We start from the raw sequence: 18,949 nt of genomic DNA on the forward strand, positions 1-18,949 counted from the left end.
CTTTTGCTTCAATCTCTTCAAGTGCATGAGGGTTGGAGGCAAGCAGTTCCTCTTTATTACCGAAATTTTCGAGGACGCGCACCTTCGGTTTCTTCGTCTGAGGATCACGAAAGGATTCAATAATCCGGACGTATTCTTTGCCTCTTGATTGATAAACCTGCATGTTCATAAGATGCTCGCCTCCTTATAACAACCATAACATATATACATTCATAATACAATAATAAAAATAATAAATAAGCGGTAACCCTTACTGTCTCAAGGGTTACCGCTTATTTATTTCGATAAAACTGCAAAAGTCAGGAAAAAAGGATACGCTTTGTCGTGCCTGCCTGTTCTCCTGCACGGACGGGCGGCAGCCTGTGTCAGGGCTGCTCCCGCTCTCTCGGAGAGGCTCATGTCGTCCTCTTTCTGCTGCCGCTTTCAGATGCTTCTTAAGCTTGACGCTGCATCGTCCGACCCCGCTGCTCGCTTCTGCCGAGCAGATAGAAAACCACACCAAGCACAGCGAGAATAGCCGCAGATACCGGCCAGCTCAGATCCACAATCATGTGCCCGAGTCCCGTAAACATCATGGAAGGCAGCACGATGCCCGCCGTGGAGACGATCATATACCGGTAAAAGTTCGGTGTCATTTCCATGATATAGAGAGAAAGGAGATGGAAATGAATAAATGGAAGCATTCGTAAAATCATGACCTGTCCGATCGACATTGATTTATCCTGAAACACGTTCTTCTTGAGCTTTCGGATCCGTCTCCGAAACGAAGGAAAGTGATTCACCACGCCATAGAACACGGCACTCATCAAGCTCAGCCCGGCAATCGAATAAAGCGTCCCCTGGACAAACCCGAAAAAATACCCCCCTGCCATACAAACAACAACGACCGGAAGAAAAAGCAAAGGACGGAGCAGGTGCAGCAGGATAAATAATAAAGGTGCGGCCCAGCCTGTGTATTCAATTGCTCTCATCACTGAATCCTGCCATCCTTCCATGCCTTTCCCTCCTCTCTATTGCCATATGTACCATACTGCGGCTGCCCACACCAGTGTCAAAAGCGGGAGCAGCAGACGGAACGAGGCTTTTTTCGTTTTGTGCCGGATCATGTTTGCAAGTATCCATTCTGCCGGGGCTCCGCCTGCTGCTGCTAAAAGCAGGAGCGTGCGTTCCCTGACTCTTCTTCCTCCGGAGACAGCACGCTTCTTATCCAGGAAAAAGAATATCCCGGCCGTGCCGTTCACCACCGCAAGCCAATATAAAATCCACATAGTTCTCCTCTGCACAAAAAAAGGGCGCCTACACAGCAGGCAGCCCCTTTTTTTCTTTTATTTCAGGTTTGCTTTCGCTTTTTCAGCAAGATCCGCAAACGCTTTTTCGTCGTTTACTGCAAGATCAGCGAGCATTTTACGGTTCATGTCGATGCCTGCTGTTTTCAGACCGTGCATGAGACGGCTGTAGGAAAGGCCGTTGATTCGTGCTGCCGCGTTGATTCGTGTGATCCACAGCTTGCGGAAGTCACGCTTCTTCTGACGACGGTCACGGTATGCGTACAGGTGCGACTTCATTACCTGATCCTGAGCCACACGGAACAAGCGGTGTTTAGAACCTGTATAACCTTTCGCTAGTTTTAATATCTTTTTACGACGACGACGGGTAGTATATCCGCCTTTCACTCGAGCCATCGTAATCCCTCCTCAATCTTCATTTATTTTGGTATAACGTTTACTGAACCAACTTATCGATGCGCTTCTGGTCACTCTTGGAAACGAGTGAGGACTTACGCAGCTTACGCTTCTGCTTCTGGGACTTGTTTGCAGCAAGGTGGCTGGTAAAGCCGTGGCTGCGCTTCAGTCGTCCGGAACCAGTACGCTTAAAACGTTTTGATGCGCCGCTGTGCGATTTCATTTTAGGCATAGTAACATCCTCCATCTTCTATAGAATTCATGTTGTTGTCCTGGGCAGGAAAGGTCGATACGGTCTTGATTATTTTTCGTTCTCTGCGTTTGGTGCAAGAATGAGGAACATGCTTCGCCCTTCCATCTTCGGCTTCGCCTCGATGGTGGAGACATCTTCGCATTCCTCTGCGAGGCGCATAAGCACATCGCGTCCGAGCTCAGAGTGGGTAATCGCACGTCCGCGGAAACGGATCGCTGCTTTTACTTTATCACCCTTCTGCAGGAACTTTCGGGCATTGCGGAGCTTCGTGTTAAAGTCATGTTCCTCGATGTTCGGGCTGAGTCGAACTTCTTTAGTATTGATGACTTTTTGATTTTTCCGCTGCTCTTTTTCCTTCTTCTGCTGTTCAAAGCGGTATTTCCCGTAGTCCATGATCCGGGCTACCGGCGGCTTGGCATTTGGTGCAACAAGCACCAGATCCAGGTCGGCATTCCGGGCCATGTCGAGGGCTTCCTGCTTCGGCTTGACGCCGATCTGATCTCCGTTCGCGCCGATCAGACGAACTTCCCGAGCTCGAATATTTTCGTTTACGAACATATCCTTACTAATGTTGAGCCACCTCCATGATTATTGCGGAGCCAAGCAAGATATTCCACGTAAGGCGTTTTAAGCCATAAAAAAAGCGTGGGAGATAAATCCGCCCACACTTCCGTCGTCATTGCTGATGAAATCCATGACCTGAACGTACTGATGACGAACCAGGTGAGAAGCGGGCGCTTCTTCTTGCGTTGGTATCCGTATAATGTTCACCAATATAATGTAACAGAGGCGGCCACTCATGTCAACGGCCGGAAACAACCCAATCTTTCTTTTCTTCTACGCTCATCGGCCGTGAAAAATAATATCCCTGCAGGAGGACCCCTGGGAATCCGCGGAAGAAGGCGGCCTGCCTGTCTGTTTCAATTCCTTCCGCGGTCACCATCATGCCGAGTGTGTCTGCCAGCTGCAGTACGGCGAGCGTCACTGCTTTATCTCCGGTATTGTCCGGGAGCTCCTGGACGAAGGACTTGTCCAGTTTGATCGTATCGACCGGAAAATCCTTTATATAGGCGAGAGAGGAAAAACCGGTGCCGAAATCGTCAAGCGACAGACGGATCCCGGCTTCCTTCAGCCGGCGGATCGAATCCCCAATCTGTCCCTGCATCTGCATAAACACCGATTCCGTCAGTTCGAACTCCAGGGATGCCGGCTCCACCCCGGCGGCTTCCAGCATCGTCAGGACCATGCGGGGGAACGCAGGATCCTGCAGCTGGATGCTGGATACATTCACGGCTGCAGCAGCTCCTCCTGGGTCAGAACGTCGGTCGTCGAGCACCCGTTTCAGCGTCCGCATCCCCAGTTCCTTGATCAGACCGGTATATTCCGCGGTCTCAATGAATTCCGCGGGGGATATCCACTCTTCCGGATGCTCCCAGCGGAGGAGCGCTTCCCATTTCATGACGCGGGAGGTGGATGCCTCCACAATCGGCTGATAGAAAACATGGAAATGATCATCAAACGCCGAAACTGCCTCTGGCAGAGCACGTTCCAGCCACATTCTACGCTCCTGCTTCCGCTGCAGACCGGGATCATACCACTTCCACTGCCGGCCGCCGCTCCGTTTGGCGCTCATCAGCGCTGCTCCTGCTTTCTGCAGTACCTCTGCTTCTGAATCTTCAGGTTCGGCTTCGGCGATCCCGATGCTCGCAGCCTGACGGAAAGCGCCGTCATGAAGAAAAACGGGGGACTCAAGCTGCTCCATTACTCCATAGACAGCAGCAGCTCCCGCCTCCCGGTTTCCAGCATATACAAGCGCAAATTCATCACCGCCGAGATGGTAGAGTGCAGTCGTATGCTTCTCCCGCATCTGCAGCAGCTGCAGGCGCTCAGCTGCAGCCATAATCAGCTGATCGCCTGTTCGGTGCCCGTAAACATCATTCACCTGAGCAAACCGGTCCATATCGAGAATCAGCAGGCCGCACGCGCTGTGGTGCTCCATCCATCGTGGCAGTTCTTCTTCCAGTGCCCTCCGATTGGGAAGGCCGGTCAGGGGCTCCTGCCAGATGGATTTTTCTGCAGCTGCTTCCGCTGTCTTCCGAGCCTGTGCTTCCCTTTCTTCCCGCCGCTTCCCCTGGGTAATATCACTCTGGACCGCGACGAAGACAACGGCTTCTCCGGGAGCAGGTTCAATCGGAAAGATCGTTGTTTTCACCCAGTACAGCGTGCCGTCTTTCGCCTGATTCCGGATTTCCCCGCTCCAGTTTTCTCCCCGCTTCAGCGTATGCCACAGATCTTGATAAAACGCTTCGTCATGGTAGGAGGAGTTCATTTTTTGAAACGTTTCCCCGTATAATTCTGTGTGCGTATAACCGCTCACCTGCATAAACGTGTCATTTACGTGCTGGATACGCCCGTATTCATCTGTCATGGCAATCATCGTTGCTTCATCTACTGCGTGCCAGATCGATTCCATCGTGCTCAGTTTGACCGATAATTCAGCAGTCAAACCGTCCGTCTCCTGCTCCAGTCTGGAGCGGAAGTCCTCGATCCAGCTGCTGATAATATCAGGTGACTGCCACATCGCCATCCACTCCTCTCTACAGCGAGGTGTTGACTTCTACTTCTTTCCTCAGCATAGCAATGAAATCATCCAGACTCATTTCGTCTGTTTCCTGCTGACCGTAGCGGCGCACGTTCACCCCTTCTGCTTCGATTTCTTTATCGCCGAGGACAAGAAGGTACGGGATCTTGCTTGTCTGTGCTTCCCGGATTTTGTAGCCCAGCTTTTCCCCGCGGAAGTCGGACTCTACGCGGAATCCGGATCTGCGGAGCCGGTCTTCCACTTTTTTCACGTAGTCCTGGTGCACCTCACTGACCGGAATAGCTTTAATCTGTACAGGGGCGAGCCAGGTTGGGAAAGCGCCTTTGTATTCTTCAATCAGAAAGGCAATGAATCGTTCCATCGTAGATACGACACCGCGGTGGATGACTACCGGCCGGTGATCTTTTCCGTCTTCGCCGGTATAGGTCAGATCAAACCGATTCGGCAGATGGAAGTCGAGCTGGACGGTCGAAAGCGTCTCGTCTTTGCCGAGGGCTGTTTTCACCTGCACGTCGAGCTTGGGACCGTAGAATGCGGCTTCCCCTTCCGCTTCTATATAGGATACCCCCATGTCATCAACGGCTTCTTTCAACATCTCCTGTGCCTGCTCCCACATGTCATCATTATCTACATACTTTTCCTTGTTGTCTTTATCCCGGTAAGACAGGCGGAAGTAGTAGTCGTCAATGCCGAAGTCCTCGTACACCGCCTGAATCAGTTCAACGACGCGAATGAACTCCTCTTTCAGCTGATCGGGCCGGCAGAAAATATGCGCGTCATTGAGCGTCATCGCACGGACCCGCTGCAGACCCGCCAGCGCTCCTGACATTTCGTTTCGGTGCATCGTGCCGAGTTCAGCAATCCGCAGCGGCAGATTCCGGTAGCTGTGCTTCTCGTTTTTGTACACCATCATATGGTGGGGACAGTTCATCGGGCGCAGAACAAAATCTTCATTGTCCATCTCCATCACCGGAAACATATCATCCTGGTAGTGGTCCCAGTGACCGGATGTTTTGTAGAGATCCACCGTGCCGAGAACAGGAGTATATACGTGGTTGTAGCCGAGTCGTTCTTCAATATCGACAATATAGCGCTCGACGATGCGCCGGATCGTAGCTCCGTTCGGCAGCCAGAGTGGAAGCCCCTGCCCGACCTGCTGGTTGAGAGCAAAAATACCGAGCTCTTTTCCGAGGCGGCGGTGGTCCCGTTCCTTCCGCTCTTCCAAAAGCTGTAGATGATCCTCGAGCTCCTGCTGTTTAGGGAAGGCTGTGCCATAGATGCGCTGCAGCATTTTGTTGTCCGAATCTCCACGCCAGTAGGCCCCGTTCACAGTCATGAGCTTGAATTTTTTCAGTTTGCTCGTCTGCGGCACATGCACCCCGCGGCAGAGATCAAAAAACTCCCCTTGCTTGTAGATAGAGATGGACTCGCCTTCCGGAATATCCTCCAGCAGCTCAAGTTTCAGCTCATCCCCGATCTCTTTATAGCGTGCGACCGCTTCCTCTCGGGTGACGTCCTCCCGTACAATGTCATGATTTTCATCGATGATCTTCTTCATTTCTTTTTCGATTTTTTCCAGATCATCCTGCGTGATCGTTTCCTCTACATCGATGTCGTAATAGAAACCTTCTTCGATCACTGGTCCAACTCCGAGCTTCACATCGCTGTAGAGCCGCTTGACCGCCTGAGCCATCAAGTGTGCAGTCGAGTGACGCAGAATGTGGAGCCCTTCCTCCGACTGATACGTAATGATTTCAATGTCGCCATCTGTATGAATCGGCTCCCGCAAATCAATTTCCGTCCCGTTCACCTTCCCTGCGAGGGCGTTTTTCTTGAGCCCCGGGGAAATAGATGCTGCGACTTCCTCCATCGTTACACCGGCCGGAAATGATTTTACTGCTCCGTCCGGAAAAGTCAATGCGACGTCTGCCATGATGATTCCTCCTCCAATAGTAAAATTGCATTCTGTATGTTCGAGAGCGCAGGGTGGTCGAAGCAGAAGCCGGAGCCCCGCTCTCTGCCCGTGAAGAACTATTTCTTTCTGTCCTGGTGCTATGGCCCAGGCTGCTCGCGCTGCAACCGATCCTGCCTGCTTCCCGGACAGCGGTCACAGCCGCCGCCCCCCTTAATGAACCCTTACACATTCTTATCATTGAGCAAAAGCGCGGAGCGCCTTTTGATCGGAACGGCGTGCGGCGTCGCTGCAGGCTCTTTGAGGGAAGCATAGGTGCTTCCTGCTTCCCGAGCAGCGGTCACAGCCGCCGTCCCCCCTTAATGAACCCTTACACATTCTTATCATTAAAAAAAGACACCCGCCCCTCTCTTATCGAGAAGGGACGAATGTCTTGTCGTGGTTCCACCCTTGTTCCAGGCATGACGCCTGCTTCATTCAGCCGATAACGGCGGCAGCCGCTGCGTTGTACTCGATTTCCAGCGCAGGCTCAGGAGTGGTAATCATCCGCCGGTACACAGAAAGCTTTCAGCCAAGGCTTCCCTCTCTAACGTGTCCGCTGCGAATCATCGTGTCTCCGTCATCACTTTCCGTATAACATCTAGACAGTATTATAGGCTTCCAGGGTGGAGAAAGTCAATACGCTTAGTTCTGCATGACAAAGTCATTTTCTACGACTTCATCTTCTCCGAATACGTGCAGGTGCTGGTATTTCGTGTTGCGCTGGATCGGTGTCTTTCCTGCTTCACGAATCAGGCGCAGAATCAGGTTCGTATCCACCTTGTAGGTTGCTCCTGCTGCAGAGACCACATTCTCTTCGATCATGGTACTCCCGAAATCGTTACACCCGTAAGAGAGCGATTTCTTGCCGACTTCCGGCCCCATCGTTACCCAGGAAGACTGGAAGTTCGGAATATTATCAAGGAAAATTCGGGAGATGGCGAGGTTTTTCAAGTACTCCCGCGGCGTTACTTTCTCTCCCTTCATATTCGTGTTCTCCGGCTGGAACGTCCACGAAATGAATGCGAGGAAGCAGTCGGAATCATCCTGCGCATCCCGGACGCGCTGCAGGTGGAGAGCTCGCTCTTCAACGGATTCACCAAAACCGATAACCATCGTCGCCGTTCCGTGCAGCCCTGCGCGCTTGACGGCCTTCATGCAGTCGATCCACTCTTCCCACGTTCCTTTGAGACGGCTGATTTTACGGCGGGTTCTGTTATCAAGAATCTCCGCGCCGCCGCCGGGTACCGAATCGAGTCCGGCATCTTTCAGCTCTGCAAGGACTTCATCCAGCGACAAGCCGGATACTTCGACCATTTTGTAAATTTCAGCTGGGGAAAAGGCGTGCATCGTAATGTCAAAACGTTCTTTGATTTCACGAAGCAGGTTTGTATAGTACTCGAATGGCAGGTTCGGGTTCGTTCCCCCCTGCATCAGAATCTCTGTCCCGTTTACATCTTTTGTTTCCTGGATTTTGTCAAAAATCTGTTCGTTTTCCAGTGTGTAGCCGTCTTTTGAATTCGGCGGACGATAAAACGCACAGAATCTGCAGTACGTATCACAAAAACTGGTGTAGTTCACATTTCTGCCGATGACAAAGGTCGTTTCCGGTTCCGGATGCCATGCTTTCATCTTCTCGTTGGCGACTTCGCCCATCTTCTCTACTTCATCACTCTCATACAGACGGATCGCATCCTCTGTGGTGATGCGTTCTCCGTTACGGGCGCGGGTCAGAATATCATCTATACTCATCGCTTACATCCCCCATTCTTCCAAAGTAACTCCATCCTACCATAATTCTGTGCTTCTTTAAAAACGTAGCACTCCATTATTGCCGGCGTCGGTTCTTCCCTTCCATCGCCACTTCTTCTGTCAGATGTCGAATCCGCTCCATGATTCGGCCTGCTTTCAGCTGTTCCACCTTTTCAACGCCGCCTTTCGTCGTCGACGATAAATGCATCTCCAGTTCTTCCAGATCAAAGTTGGAAGTAAAGACGGTAGGGAGCTTTTCCATCATGCGGAATTGCAGGAGCGCGCCGAAAACTTCATCCCGGACCCAGGCAGACATCGTCTCCGCCCCGATGTCATCGAGGATGAGCACTGGTGCTCTTTTGACGTTATCCAGCTTTTCCTGGTAGGAGCCGTCTGAAATTCCTGCCTTCAGTTCGCGGATAAAATCCGGCGTATACACCAGCATCGTCTCCATTTCGTTATCGGCCAGCTCGTTCGCTATAGCACTGACAAGAAACGTTTTCCCGACGCCGAACGGACCGTGGATATACAGCCCGTCTGCTTTTTCGCCCGGGGCGATTTCAGCACAGAACGCAAGAGCCGCCAGCTTCGCCTTCGTGCGGGTCGTGTTGTCTTTCTCGACATCCTCGAAGCGGACTTTCAGCATCTCTTTCGGCAGATACAGGCTTTTCATGAAGGACTGATGCCGGCGCTGTTCATCTTCTCGTTTTTTCAGTGGACAGGACTGATACACGGTGTGGATGCTGCCGCGGTGGACCTCCAGGACCGGCTGATAGCCGCGCATCAAATTCGGACAGGCGTCCAACCCGGGACAGCGGCTGCAGTTTTCCCACTGCTGCTTGTATTCATACAGTTCATTCAAGGAGGCTTCCGCCGTCTCTTCGTCGATCTTCTCTTCTTCCAGGAACCGCTGCACATAAGGATGTTCCAGTACTTCCTGCCTCAACCTGCTGAGCCTCTCCTGCAGGCGGTTATCCTGGAACCGGTCCAGCGGTTTTTTTATCGGGTCCATCGTCGATCATCCTTTCTGATGACGCTTTTTACGCAGCTGCTGCAGGAATTTCTCTTCTTCTGCATCTGCTTGTGCTTTCTCCGTGTCGCTCAGCCCGTCTCCGGTTTTCTGAGCCGGACTGCTGTTCGGTTCCGCGGCTTCCGCCTGCTGTTTCATCCACTTCGGCAGCGGTTCCTCCTGCTTTTTCGGCGCCTGTTTCTGTTTGGATTGAGCCCGCTTCGTGTGTTCCTCTTTTGCCAGCCGCATCGCCCCGGGAACCGTCTCCACCCCCTGTCGCTTCCAGTGATTCGCAATTTTGAATGCCAGATTTTTGACGAGGTTCCCGTTGTTGGTCATGAACAAATAATCAATCAGAACGTTGACGACCCCTGGAGAGAGCTTGTATTCGTGGATAAGAGACTCCAGGATCTGGACATCCCCTTCATAAATTTTCGCCCCGTCATGCAGATAATGCAGATATTCAACAGGAGAAGTCGTCTCGAAATACTGGATCTGCTCTTCCTCTTTCGATTTCGGCTGCTCTACTGTTCTCAGCTGCGGCGGCTGCTTTCTCATGCCGAGCATCGGCGGCTGTCCCTCTTCTTTCAGCCGGTACCGGCGCTTGGCAGCCACCCGGAGTTTCTCTGTGTCCAGAGTATCTTCGTGCAGCATCGCATCCTGAATAAGCGAAGCGAGTTCCTCTGCATCAAAGCCGTACAGAAACGCGGTCGCCTCGAGCTGCTCCAGCTGTCCTGGCCGCTGCAGGTCTTTCTGCTCAATGAATGGCGGCAGGAGGGCGAGGGCGTCAGAAGCGGTACTGCTGCTGCCAAGGTCCATCGAGGCTGAAGCTGCAGGACCGACAAGCGGAATCGACGCCGCCGTGATCTCTTTCATTTCGTCCGAGCGGCTTTCCACTTCGGACGGATGAACCGATGTAAACACGTCAACAAACGTCCGCGTTTTCTCCTTCATTCCTGCTGTGTCTTCCGAAGAACCGGCAAAAAGTCCCCGCAGCTGCCGGTAACGTTCCTTGCTGCCGAGCCGGTTATACAAAAAGACGCTGAGCATTTCGTCGTCAAAGAAAGCATGAGGGCTCAGCGGCGCCTTCAGTTCATACAGGAGCCTGGACTGTTCCTGCGGTTCATACACTTTGAGAAGGCCGAGCCCTTCCAGCTTTTTGCGCTCTTCAAATAACGTATCCAGGCCGCTCCCGGTCTGGGTCATCCAGTATTGATGAATGCCCTCCGTCTGACGGCGCGGCTGTAAGGCGATTTCAGCGGCGAGCATCGTGTAGAGGCCGGCTGCGCCGATGCCGATCAGCGGCTGATACAGCAGCTGGATCGTCTGAAGCTGCTCCGGCGTCGGCGTATGACGCATGAACAGAGTATATGGCAGAGCCGGCTGCATTTCTTTCCAGTGCATGTACTTCCCTCCTTTAAAAGGCACAGCCTAAAGGCCGCTTCCTCTGCAGTCCTGCATCGAAAACGGCCTCTGCTGCACTAGGAGTCCTTGTTCTCCCGGTCGATTAACTCTTTTAATTCTTCTACGAAGACATTGATATCTTTAAACTGCCGGTATACCGACGCAAAGCGGACGTAGGCGACATCGTCGATCTGAGCGAGGTGCTTCATCACATATTCACCGATGTCGTTGCTGCTCACTTCCGAGACGCCGCGGCTGCGCATCTCTTTTTCCACTTCCGTCGTCAGGCCCTCCAGCTGCTCCACGGGTACCGGCCGCTTCTCGCAGGCCCGGATCAATCCGCGCAGCAGCTTCTCCCGGCTGAATTCTTCCCTGTTGCCGTCTTTTTTCACGACGATCAGCGGTGTTTTTTCAACTTTCTCAAACGTGGTGAATCGATACCCACACACTTCACATTCCCGGCGTCTTCGAATGGCACGCCCCTCATCACTCGGCCGGGAGTCCATTACTCTTGTACCGTTGGAAGCACAGCTGGGACACTTCAATGCCTCTCCCCCTCTCTGCTGGCCGGCCTATGTACCAAGTTCGCTGCCGAGCGCAGTTCCGATAAATGTCAGTCTTTCATTCAACTCTTTGTACAGCGTCCGCGCCAGCTTCGCACTGTACCCGAAATCGCTGAAGAGGATCGTATCTGTATTAATGGAAAAATCAACCGCTGTCCGGTACGGACGGACCATGATCACCGTGATGACCATAAACGCTTTTTTCCCGTGCTTCACGTCGACGATCATCTCGCCGTGTTCTGGTGAAATGGATTTCACTTCGTAGCCCTGCTTCTGGTCGAACATCGCCTGAAGCTCATCAAATACTTTATCCTTCATCGCTTTATAATAATGCGTCTGCAGGCTTTCATCTGGATGATGTTCACCCGTTTCAATTCTGGAACTAAACATACGCTGGATCGTTTCTTTTGCTCCCATCGTCATCCTCCTCATCTTCCTTTAAGAATAGCAAGAATCGGACCGTGGTTCAATCTCGGCTCCCATTCCGTACGTTCTTTTCCCCCACCCGGACGAACGCACAGCCGCATGGCATCCCCCTGTGCTCCTTCGACCAGGACGGAAAATCCCGTCAGAACAATTCTGACGGGATGGAAAAGACTTCATGCAGCGCCTCGCTTTTCAGAAGTCTCCTTCGGCCTTTCGACACTGCGGGCCTTCGGTTTCTATTTCGTGTACGTGCCTTCCGTCCGCTTCGGTGTCACTTCAATCGGACCGATCCCTCTTGGAACTTCCACGACTTCCGCTTTTCCTGCTCCTAGCTGCTTTGCAATATAATCGGATGCGGTATTCGGATCAATCCGGTCTCCGCATGTATATACATCAATGCTTGCATAGCCGTGCTCTGGAAAACTGTGTATCGTCAAGTGTGATTCACTGATAATCACCACGCCGCTGATTCCCTGAGGGGCAAATTTATGAAAGGCAACCTCTCTTACTTCGGCGCCAGCCTCCAGCGCAGCATTAACAAATGTTTGTTCCAGATACGGTCGGTCGTTGAGCTTATCAATATCGCACTGCCAAAGCTCTGCAATGACATGTCGGCCCATTGTATCCATCGTTATTCCCCCTTGTTCTTCAGCTTGTCTGTATGATTTTGGGGGTGGCAGCCAGTAAGGGCAGGCCTCTACCTCATCACACATTCCGGAAAACAGTATAAGTTTTTTACACCAGCAGTGCAATCCCTTTTTACTGTTATCATTATACCTTCTTCCGACCGTTATGTATATTCCTGTCGAAAAAAAAGCAGAAAGCTGGAAGTTCCGTGTGGAGGCTGCAGGCGGAGAGAACGACCCCGATGGTTCAAAAGAGAAGGGAGACGTCGGCTCGGTCTGCTGCAGCGCCAGCGCGTCGTCACTGCAGGTTTTGAAGAGAAGAAAGGAATCTTCCTTCTTCCCCGGCAGCGCACGAAGCCGCCGTCACCTTGTATGAAACCTTATCCATTCTTATACTTTGAAAAAACCTGCGGCTTCCCTTCACGACAAAAAGGGGCCATCCGCTTACATTGTCCACGATGATGACGGCAGCTGCAGTGCGAAAAGCCGATTCCCTCCTGCTGTGCCACCTTATCCTCCCTGCAAAGAAAAAAGAAACCCTCGGAAGAAGGTTTCTGAAGTAGAGACGTTGTAAATCGCCTCCCAAAAAGGAAGAAGAGGGGGGGCGAATTGGGTGGATAAGAGAAGAACCGGCTCAGTGACCTTCTGTGAATCATCGTTTTACGAGGCGTGAGTATGTTCTTCTTTATGAATGAAACTGCCGACATGGTATACGAGGTCAAGCAGCCGGCAGGAATATCCCCATTCGTTGTCGTACCACGCCAGTACTTTCACTTGATGATCATTGATGACCATGGTGGAATCCCCGTCGATAATCGCGGAACGGTCATCTCCATTATAATCGATGGAAACGAGGGGATCTTCTGTGTAGCCGATAATCCCCTTCATCTCTGCTTCGCCCGCCTGTTGAAGTATTTGATTGACCTCTTCCCGCGTAGTCGTTTGTTTCACATCAATAACTAGATCTATAAGAGAAACGTTTGGCGTCGGTACGCGCAGCGCAAGCCCATGCAGGCGTCCTTCCATGGCCGGAAGTACAGCAGAAATCGCTTTCGCCGCGCCCGTCGTCGTCGGTATAATCGACTGTCCGCAGGCACGCGCCCGGCGGAGGTCTTTATGTGGGTTGTCAATGTTCTGCTGATCTCCTGTGTAGGAATGGACCGTCGTCATCATGCCGGATTCAATGCCTAGGCGCTCGTCGAGTACTTTCACGACCGGGGCAAGGCAGTTGGTCGTGCAGGAGGCGTTCGAGACGACATGATGCTGCTCATGATCATAATCCAGCTCGTTGACGCCGTAAACGATGGTGACATCCTCGTTTTTTCCTGGAGCGGTAATAATAACTTTTTTAGCGCCGGCCTGTATATGCCGGGCCGCCTCTTCGCGTTCCCGGAATTTGCCCGTTGCTTCGAGTACGACATCAATACCGAGTTCCTTCCAAGGAAGGTCCTCCGGCTGGCGCGAGTGGACAAGGGCAATGCGCTTCCCGTCTACAACGAGGGCATCTCCATCCGCTTCCACGCGCTTTTCGAACGGTCCGTGCACTGTGTCATAATTGATGAGGTGAGCAAGGGTTTCTGCCGGATAACTGGCGTTTACAGCGGTGATCTCTACTTTATTATCAAGCACTGCTTTCCGAAATACCATTCTTCCAATCCGACCGAAACCATTAATTGCTACTCGAGTCATACAAAACCCCTCCAAGTGTTATCATATTCATGCCGCTTTCATAGAAATAGTATAACACATTAGATTTAATTATGACCATTTATTTTTTGGAGGATTTGTGACAACCGTGAAGCAGAAAAAAGCCCTTCCCTTTTCGGTGAGGGCTTTCTGTATGAGGGATTGATCCTTCTTCCAATGACAATCGCCTGCCGCGTGCAAGGCTTCAGCAGAGCGTCTCAAAAAACGGTTCTAAAATAAATGTAGAGTAGAGGTTCATTTCCGTGGCATCTCTTCTTCTGTTTCAGGCGGACGCCTGCCGCGTGGTGCCGTCCTTCCCTCCCGGAAAGGGCTCGTTTTTGTTTTTTTCTTTTCAAAGAGAATCATCCGTGCCATTTGAAAAGCGTCTATTCCTGAACCTTTCAACATGTGAATGAAAACCACAGGTTCGTGATTGTTATGTACAAACAAAACGCTTTCGGCGATCCCGCATGGGTCATCGAAAGCGTTTTTTACCTGCTGGTGGAGAACGATTTTATCCCATCCTCGCATGCAGGGAAGGAAGCGGCGTGTTCCGCAGGTGTTTCGAGGTAAGAAGGTGTGCTTCCTTCTTCCTGAGCAGGTAAACAGCCGCCGTCTCTCTGCAGGATCGCGATGCATTTCTATCGAAGTGAAAGAAGCATTTGTGCTCATTCCTGCTTTTACAGCTGGCGTGTCCGGTATTTGCTGTTCAGCCAGTCCATCAGCTGGATTCTCGTCTCTTCCTGGCTGCGTCCATTATCGATGACAACATCGGCGCGTTCTCGTTTTTCTTCGATGGACCACTGCGCCTGCATCCTTTCCACCGCCCGCTGCATGTCCAGCTGGTCCCGCTTCATCAGGCGACGGAGCTGAATCTCCGGCTGCACATAGACCACCATGGTCCGATAGACCATATGCTCCAGCCCACTTTCAAACAACAGGGGAATATCCATGAAAACGTCCTCTGCGCCGGCTTCTTCATGATCTTCTGCCTGACGCTTCATCTCGGCACGAACAGCAGGGTGCACGATGCTGTTCAGCGTTTCTCGTTCCTGCTTGGAGTGAAAAATGATATCGCCTAACGCCACCCTGTTCAGGCTGCCGTCCTCATACAGGACGCTGTCTCCAAAGTGGGATTTGATCTCTTCCAGTGCCGGGGTTCCAGGTTCCACAACTTCTCTGGCAATCACATCTGCATCAATAACCGGATAGCCCGCGCCTCTGATCATGTCAGCGACCGTGCTTTTCCCTGTGGCAATACTGCCGGTCAGTCCAATTCTCATGATGTTTTCCTCCGTTTCTCTGGCTGGCAATCTGGACAGTGGTGGGTACCTCTGCCGCCGACAACAGATTTTTCGATGAGCGCTGCACAGGTATTGCATGGCTCGCCTTTTCGGCCGTATACCTGGAGCTGCTGCTGGAACCTTCCCATATCGCCCTGACCGTTCACATACGATTTAACAGAAGATCCTCCTGCCTGCACCGCGCCACGCAGGACGTGGACGACTGCTTCATGCAGCCGGTCCACTTCTGCAGGACGCAGCGCTTCTGCAGGAACTTCCGGATGGAGACCTGCCCGGTGCAGCGCTTCGTCCACATAAATATTGCCTAGTCCGACGAGTCTCGTCTGGTCGAGCAGCAGCGTTTTAACTGCTCTGCTCGACCGGAGTCTGCCCTGAAGTACCTCGGGTGTGAAGTCTTCCTCCAGCGGTTCGGGCCCCAGCTGGGAAAGAGGCAGATGAGCAAGGTCTTCACCGGCGGCAAATAAGTGCATCGTCCCGAACTGACGGACATCGGTATAGCGGAGATCCCGCCCGTCCTGAAACACGAACCGGACATGGGTGTGTTTATCGACCGGATCTTCTGCATGGAAAAGACCGTAGCGGCCCTCCATCCGCAGATGCGAGACGAGCGTCCAGTCATCAAGGTGGATGCGGAGAAACTTGCCTCTCCGCTCCACGCCATGAATCTGCTGGCCGGACAGCTCCGTCCGGAACACCTCAATATCATCGGGCCTCTGTATGATTCTCGGCAGGGTGACAACGACATCTTCAATCGTCCGGCCGACGATTAACTCCTGCAGCGTCTGTCTGACTGTTTCTACTTCCGGAAGCTCCGGCATGACCTCCACTCCTTACTTTGCATCATACCATGTTGATCCTGATTCTACGTCGACCTGCAGTGGTACGTCCAGCGCGACGGTTTGTTCCATGACGTTTTTCACGAGGTCCGCAAGTGCTTCTTCTTCCTCCTCTGGAACTTCAAAGATGAGTTCGTCGTGGACCTGCAGCAGCATGACCGCATGCAGACCGCTCTCCTGTAGTGCCTGCTCCATATCGACCATTGCCTGTTTAATAATATCGGCGGCACTTCCCTGGATCGGGGTGTTCATAGCGGTCCGTTCTGCGAAGCTGCGCTGATTGAAGTTTCTGCTTGTAATATCCGGCAGGTACCTTCTTCTCTGGCGCATGGTCGTCACATAGCCGTGTTCTCGTGCTTCTTCCACGATGGAATCCATGTACTCCTGGACGCCCGGATAGCTGGCGAAATATTTTTCGATGAACGTTTTCGCTTCTTTTCTAGTGATTCCGAGGTTCTGGGATAACCCGTAATCACTGATGCCGTAGACGATTCCGAAGTTCACCGCTTTGGCAGTACGGCGCATGCCGCCGTCCACTTCATCCCGGTCCACTTCAAAAACATCCATCGCTGTTTTCGTGTGAATATCCAAATTCTGCTGAAAGGCTTCCAGCAGGCTGTTATCCTGCGAAATGTGGGCGAGAACCCGCAGTTCAATCTGCGAGTAGTCGGCAGCGAGTATTTTTCTCCCCGGTTCCGACGGGATAAACGCACGACGTATTTTTCTCCCCTCTTCCAGACGGATCGGAATGTTCTGCAGGTTCGGTTCCGTTGAGCTCAATCTCCCGGTCTGCGTCAATGCCTGGTTGAAGCGGGTGTGTATGCGCCCGGTTCTTGGATGAACAGCTTTCAGAAGCCCTTCGATATAAGTGGAATTCAACTTGCCGAGCTGCCGGTAATGCAGAATCTCCGGAATGATATCATGCTCGGTCTGCAGCTTTTCCAGCACATCGGCGGACGTGGAATACCCGGTTTTCGTCTTTTTCATCACAGGGAGGCCGAGGTTTTCAAAGAGAACTTCCCCGAGCTGTTTCGGTGAATTGATGTTAAACGACATCCCCGCCAGCTCATGAATACGTTTCTCCATCTCATCGAGCCTCGATGTCAAGCTTTCTCCGAGTGTTCTCAATTCGGATTCATCCACGGCCACCCCGTGTGTCTCCATACGTCCGAGAATGACCGACAGCGGCATCTCCAGTTCTTCCAGAAGCTCCAGCTGCTGATGGTCTTCGAGTTCTTTTCTCACTTCCGGCACCAGCTCCAGTACCGCCGCTGCTTTCCTTCCAAGATGCTGATTCAGGACGGCCTCTTCCGGAACTGCCATCTTTTTTCCTTTTCCATACACATGTTCTTCCCCGTGGACCTGCATTCCGTTTTTACGGGCTGCAATGTCAGCGAGCTCATGGGAGGAAACACCGGGGTCGAGCAGATACGACGCCATCTGCACGTCAAACCGGACCCCGTTGAGATCAATGCCTTCCCATGCAAGGGAGACGACGGCACGCTTGGCATCAAAGACGAACTTCTCCTTGTTCTCGTCTGCCGCCCAGTCCTGGAAGCCTTCTCCGCGCCGGACGCTTTCCGGAAGCACAAAGATCCCGTTTTCATTTGCAAGCCCGATGCCGACAATAGCTGCATGATGATAGTTCTCTTCCAGGGATTCGATCACGATCGCAGCCGGTGATGCCTCCAGTGCTTCTGACCAGGAAGATACGACGGTGACATCCAGCTCTTCCATCGCTTCTGCTTCCGCCGGTTCTCCACCGACACGGGCAAGCAGGGATTGAAACTCGAGTTCCTGAAAGAGGGTTCGTACCGCCTCTTGATCCGGTTCCTGCCTTTTCAGCTGCTCTGGTGTCGTGACGAGGTCGATATCGGTATGGATTGTCGCGAGCGCTTTACTCATTCGGGCCTGCTCTTCGTTATCGGCGAGCTTTTCTTTCATTTTCTTTCCGTTCACTTCTTCCAGATGCTCGTAAACACCTTCCAGTGAGTCGTGTGCAGCCAACAGTTTCAGCGCCGTTTTCTCTCCGACACCGGGTACACCGGGGATGTTATCACTCGAATCCCCCATCAGGCCTTTCATATCAATAATCTGCAGCGGACGGAGCCCGTATTTTTCATGGAGGGCCTCCGGCGTGTAGACGTCGACATTCGTAATCCCCTTCTTCGTCAGAGCCACTTCGGTATTGCTGTCGATGAGCTGCAGCAGGTCCCGGTCTCCGGTAAACACTTTCGTTTTCCATCCATCCTGAGAGGCTCGGGCTGCGAGCGTGCCGATGATGTCATCAGCTTCCACATTTTCTTTTTCTTCATAGGGAATCCGGAACGCTTTCAGCAGATCCCTTATGACGGGAAGCTGTTCAGACAGCTCGGGAGGTGTTTTCTCCCGCGTCCCTTTATATTCTTTATACGTTTCATGGCGGAACGTTGTCTTCCCGGCATCAAACGCGACGAGCATGTGGGTCGGCTGCTCTTCTTCCAGTACCTTGAGCAGCATGGTCGTGAATCCGTACACCGCATTCGTGTAGACTCCTTTATCGTTATTCAGGAGCGGCAGTGCAAAAAAGGCGCGGTAGGCAATACTATTGCCGTCTATCAACACTAATTTCTCAGACATCCAATCCCTCCGTTCAGTTCAATCGTCCACCGTTCAAGGTGAAAACGCCACTGTTATTTTACCATGAAAGGACGGGCATCCGCTCCCCTCACTATACGATGGCCGACCAAAAGCGTCGGAACAGCATGCCCAGTGGCTGCGGCGCTTGAACGAAAGGCAGGCGAAAGATCTCTTTGATGCGGAGCTGCAGGTTGTTGAAAGGAAGAACCAGTGCTTCGTTCCGCGCAGTGCGCGAG

17 protein-coding genes and 1 other annotated feature are annotated in these 18,949 nt (G+C 52.3%); all 17 genes read right to left on the reverse strand.

The annotated features are described in order from the left end of the window. Nucleotides 1-434: 434 nt before the first annotated feature. Nucleotides 435-995: a TVP38/TMEM64 family protein gene (locus tag G477_RS0107285; protein WP_026697380.1), complete on the reverse strand. Its 561-nt coding sequence runs from the start codon at nucleotides 993-995 to the stop codon at nucleotides 435-437. A gap of 15 nt (nucleotides 996-1,010) precedes the next feature. Then, entirely contained in the window at nucleotides 1,011-1,268 is a 258-nt protein-coding gene (locus G477_RS0107290; protein ID WP_035211524.1) for a DUF1294 domain-containing protein, read from the reverse strand. 57 nt (nucleotides 1,269-1,325) lie between these two features. Further along, entirely contained in the window at nucleotides 1,326-1,682 is a 357-nt protein-coding gene (rplT, locus tag G477_RS0107295) for a 50S ribosomal protein L20 (RefSeq protein WP_026697382.1), read from the reverse strand. A 40-nt stretch (nucleotides 1,683-1,722) separates the two neighbouring features. Continuing rightward, nucleotides 1,723-1,914: a 50S ribosomal protein L35 gene (gene rpmI / locus G477_RS0107300; RefSeq protein WP_026697383.1), complete on the reverse strand. Its 192-nt coding sequence runs from the start codon at nucleotides 1,912-1,914 to the stop codon at nucleotides 1,723-1,725. A 69-nt stretch (nucleotides 1,915-1,983) separates the two neighbouring features. Beyond that, complete coding sequence (infC, locus tag G477_RS0107305; RefSeq protein ID WP_026697384.1) at nucleotides 1,984-2,493, reverse strand: translation initiation factor IF-3; 510 nt, start codon at nucleotides 2,491-2,493, stop codon at nucleotides 1,984-1,986. 73 nt (nucleotides 2,494-2,566) lie between these two features. Further along, nucleotides 2,567-2,687 (reverse strand) — a sequence feature (ribosomal protein L20 leader region). Between the two features lie 50 nt (nucleotides 2,688-2,737). Then, nucleotides 2,738-4,516: a putative bifunctional diguanylate cyclase/phosphodiesterase gene (locus tag G477_RS0107315; protein ID WP_026697386.1), complete on the reverse strand. Its 1,779-nt coding sequence runs from the start codon at nucleotides 4,514-4,516 to the stop codon at nucleotides 2,738-2,740. 16 nt (nucleotides 4,517-4,532) lie between these two features. Continuing rightward, nucleotides 4,533-6,470: a threonine--tRNA ligase gene (gene thrS / locus G477_RS0107320; RefSeq protein WP_026697387.1), complete on the reverse strand. Its 1,938-nt coding sequence runs from the start codon at nucleotides 6,468-6,470 to the stop codon at nucleotides 4,533-4,535. A 663-nt stretch (nucleotides 6,471-7,133) separates the two neighbouring features. Next, nucleotides 7,134-8,240 (reverse strand): cyclic dehypoxanthinyl futalosine synthase, encoded by a 1,107-nt coding sequence (gene mqnC / locus G477_RS0107330; protein ID WP_026697388.1) that lies wholly within the window; start codon nucleotides 8,238-8,240, stop codon nucleotides 7,134-7,136. A gap of 76 nt (nucleotides 8,241-8,316) precedes the next feature. After that, nucleotides 8,317-9,252 (reverse strand): primosomal protein DnaI, encoded by a 936-nt coding sequence (dnaI, locus tag G477_RS0107335; protein ID WP_026697389.1) that lies wholly within the window; start codon nucleotides 9,250-9,252, stop codon nucleotides 8,317-8,319. Nucleotides 9,253-9,258: 6 nt separating this feature from the next. Further along, complete coding sequence (locus G477_RS0107340) at nucleotides 9,259-10,653, reverse strand: replication initiation and membrane attachment family protein (protein ID WP_026697390.1); 1,395 nt, start codon at nucleotides 10,651-10,653, stop codon at nucleotides 9,259-9,261. Between the two features lie 77 nt (nucleotides 10,654-10,730). Beyond that, nucleotides 10,731-11,198, reverse strand: coding sequence for a transcriptional regulator NrdR (nrdR, locus tag G477_RS0107345; protein ID WP_026697391.1), 468 nt, complete (start codon nucleotides 11,196-11,198; stop codon nucleotides 10,731-10,733). Between the two features lie 27 nt (nucleotides 11,199-11,225). Beyond that, entirely contained in the window at nucleotides 11,226-11,633 is a 408-nt protein-coding gene (locus G477_RS0107350) for a hypothetical protein (RefSeq protein WP_026697392.1), read from the reverse strand. Between the two features lie 245 nt (nucleotides 11,634-11,878). Beyond that, nucleotides 11,879-12,271: an adenosylmethionine decarboxylase gene (speD, locus tag G477_RS0107355; RefSeq protein ID WP_026697393.1), complete on the reverse strand. Its 393-nt coding sequence runs from the start codon at nucleotides 12,269-12,271 to the stop codon at nucleotides 11,879-11,881. Between the two features lie 657 nt (nucleotides 12,272-12,928). Further along, nucleotides 12,929-13,957: a glyceraldehyde-3-phosphate dehydrogenase gene (locus tag G477_RS0107365; protein WP_026697394.1), complete on the reverse strand. Its 1,029-nt coding sequence runs from the start codon at nucleotides 13,955-13,957 to the stop codon at nucleotides 12,929-12,931. A 677-nt stretch (nucleotides 13,958-14,634) separates the two neighbouring features. Then, nucleotides 14,635-15,237: a dephospho-CoA kinase gene (coaE, locus tag G477_RS0107375; RefSeq protein WP_026697396.1), complete on the reverse strand. Its 603-nt coding sequence runs from the start codon at nucleotides 15,235-15,237 to the stop codon at nucleotides 14,635-14,637. Continuing rightward, nucleotides 15,234-16,076, reverse strand: coding sequence for a DNA-formamidopyrimidine glycosylase (mutM, locus tag G477_RS0107380; protein ID WP_026697397.1), 843 nt, complete (start codon nucleotides 16,074-16,076; stop codon nucleotides 15,234-15,236). The genes coaE and mutM overlap by 4 nt, the downstream gene beginning before the upstream one ends. A 12-nt stretch (nucleotides 16,077-16,088) precedes the next feature. Then, nucleotides 16,089-18,713, reverse strand: coding sequence for a DNA polymerase I (gene polA, locus G477_RS0107385; RefSeq protein ID WP_026697398.1), 2,625 nt, complete (start codon nucleotides 18,711-18,713; stop codon nucleotides 16,089-16,091). Nucleotides 18,714-18,949 lie beyond the last annotated feature (236 nt).

The organism is Alkalicoccus chagannorensis DSM 18086, assembly GCF_000429725.1.
Taxonomy (GTDB): domain Bacteria; phylum Bacillota; class Bacilli; order Bacillales; family Salisediminibacteriaceae; genus Alkalicoccus; species Alkalicoccus chagannorensis.

What these genes read in the sequence shown, in the direction of transcription:
- G477_RS0107285 (WP_026697380.1), bottom strand. Translation starts at nt 995, where the DNA reads ATGGAAGGATGGCAGGATTCAGTGATGAGAGCAATTGAATACACAGGC.
- G477_RS0107290 (WP_035211524.1), bottom strand. Translation starts at nt 1,268, where the DNA reads ATGTGGATTTTATATTGGCTTGCGGTGGTGAACGGCACGGCCGGGATA.
- rplT (WP_026697382.1), bottom strand. Translation starts at nt 1,682, where the DNA reads ATGGCTCGAGTGAAAGGCGGATATACTACCCGTCGTCGTCGTAAAAAG.
- rpmI (WP_026697383.1), bottom strand. Translation starts at nt 1,914, where the DNA reads ATGCCTAAAATGAAATCGCACAGCGGCGCATCAAAACGTTTTAAGCGT.
- infC (WP_026697384.1), bottom strand. Translation starts at nt 2,493, where the DNA reads ATGTTCGTAAACGAAAATATTCGAGCTCGGGAAGTTCGTCTGATCGGC.
- G477_RS0107315 (WP_026697386.1), bottom strand. Translation starts at nt 4,516, where the DNA reads ATGTGGCAGTCACCTGATATTATCAGCAGCTGGATCGAGGACTTCCGC.
- thrS (WP_026697387.1), bottom strand. Translation starts at nt 6,470, where the DNA reads ATGGCAGACGTCGCATTGACTTTTCCGGACGGAGCAGTAAAATCATTT.
- mqnC (WP_026697388.1), bottom strand. Translation starts at nt 8,240, where the DNA reads ATGAGTATAGATGATATTCTGACCCGCGCCCGTAACGGAGAACGCATC.
- dnaI (WP_026697389.1), bottom strand. Translation starts at nt 9,252, where the DNA reads ATGGACCCGATAAAAAAACCGCTGGACCGGTTCCAGGATAACCGCCTG.
- G477_RS0107340 (WP_026697390.1), bottom strand. Translation starts at nt 10,653, where the DNA reads ATGCACTGGAAAGAAATGCAGCCGGCTCTGCCATATACTCTGTTCATG.
- G477_RS0107350 (WP_026697392.1), bottom strand. Translation starts at nt 11,633, where the DNA reads ATGGGAGCAAAAGAAACGATCCAGCGTATGTTTAGTTCCAGAATTGAA.
- speD (WP_026697393.1), bottom strand. Translation starts at nt 12,271, where the DNA reads ATGGATACAATGGGCCGACATGTCATTGCAGAGCTTTGGCAGTGCGAT.
- G477_RS0107365 (WP_026697394.1), bottom strand. Translation starts at nt 13,957, where the DNA reads ATGACTCGAGTAGCAATTAATGGTTTCGGTCGGATTGGAAGAATGGTA.
- coaE (WP_026697396.1), bottom strand. Translation starts at nt 15,237, where the DNA reads ATGAGAATTGGACTGACCGGCAGTATTGCCACAGGGAAAAGCACGGTC.
- mutM (WP_026697397.1), bottom strand. Translation starts at nt 16,076, where the DNA reads ATGCCGGAGCTTCCGGAAGTAGAAACAGTCAGACAGACGCTGCAGGAG.
- polA (WP_026697398.1), bottom strand. Translation starts at nt 18,713, where the DNA reads ATGTCTGAGAAATTAGTGTTGATAGACGGCAATAGTATTGCCTACCGC.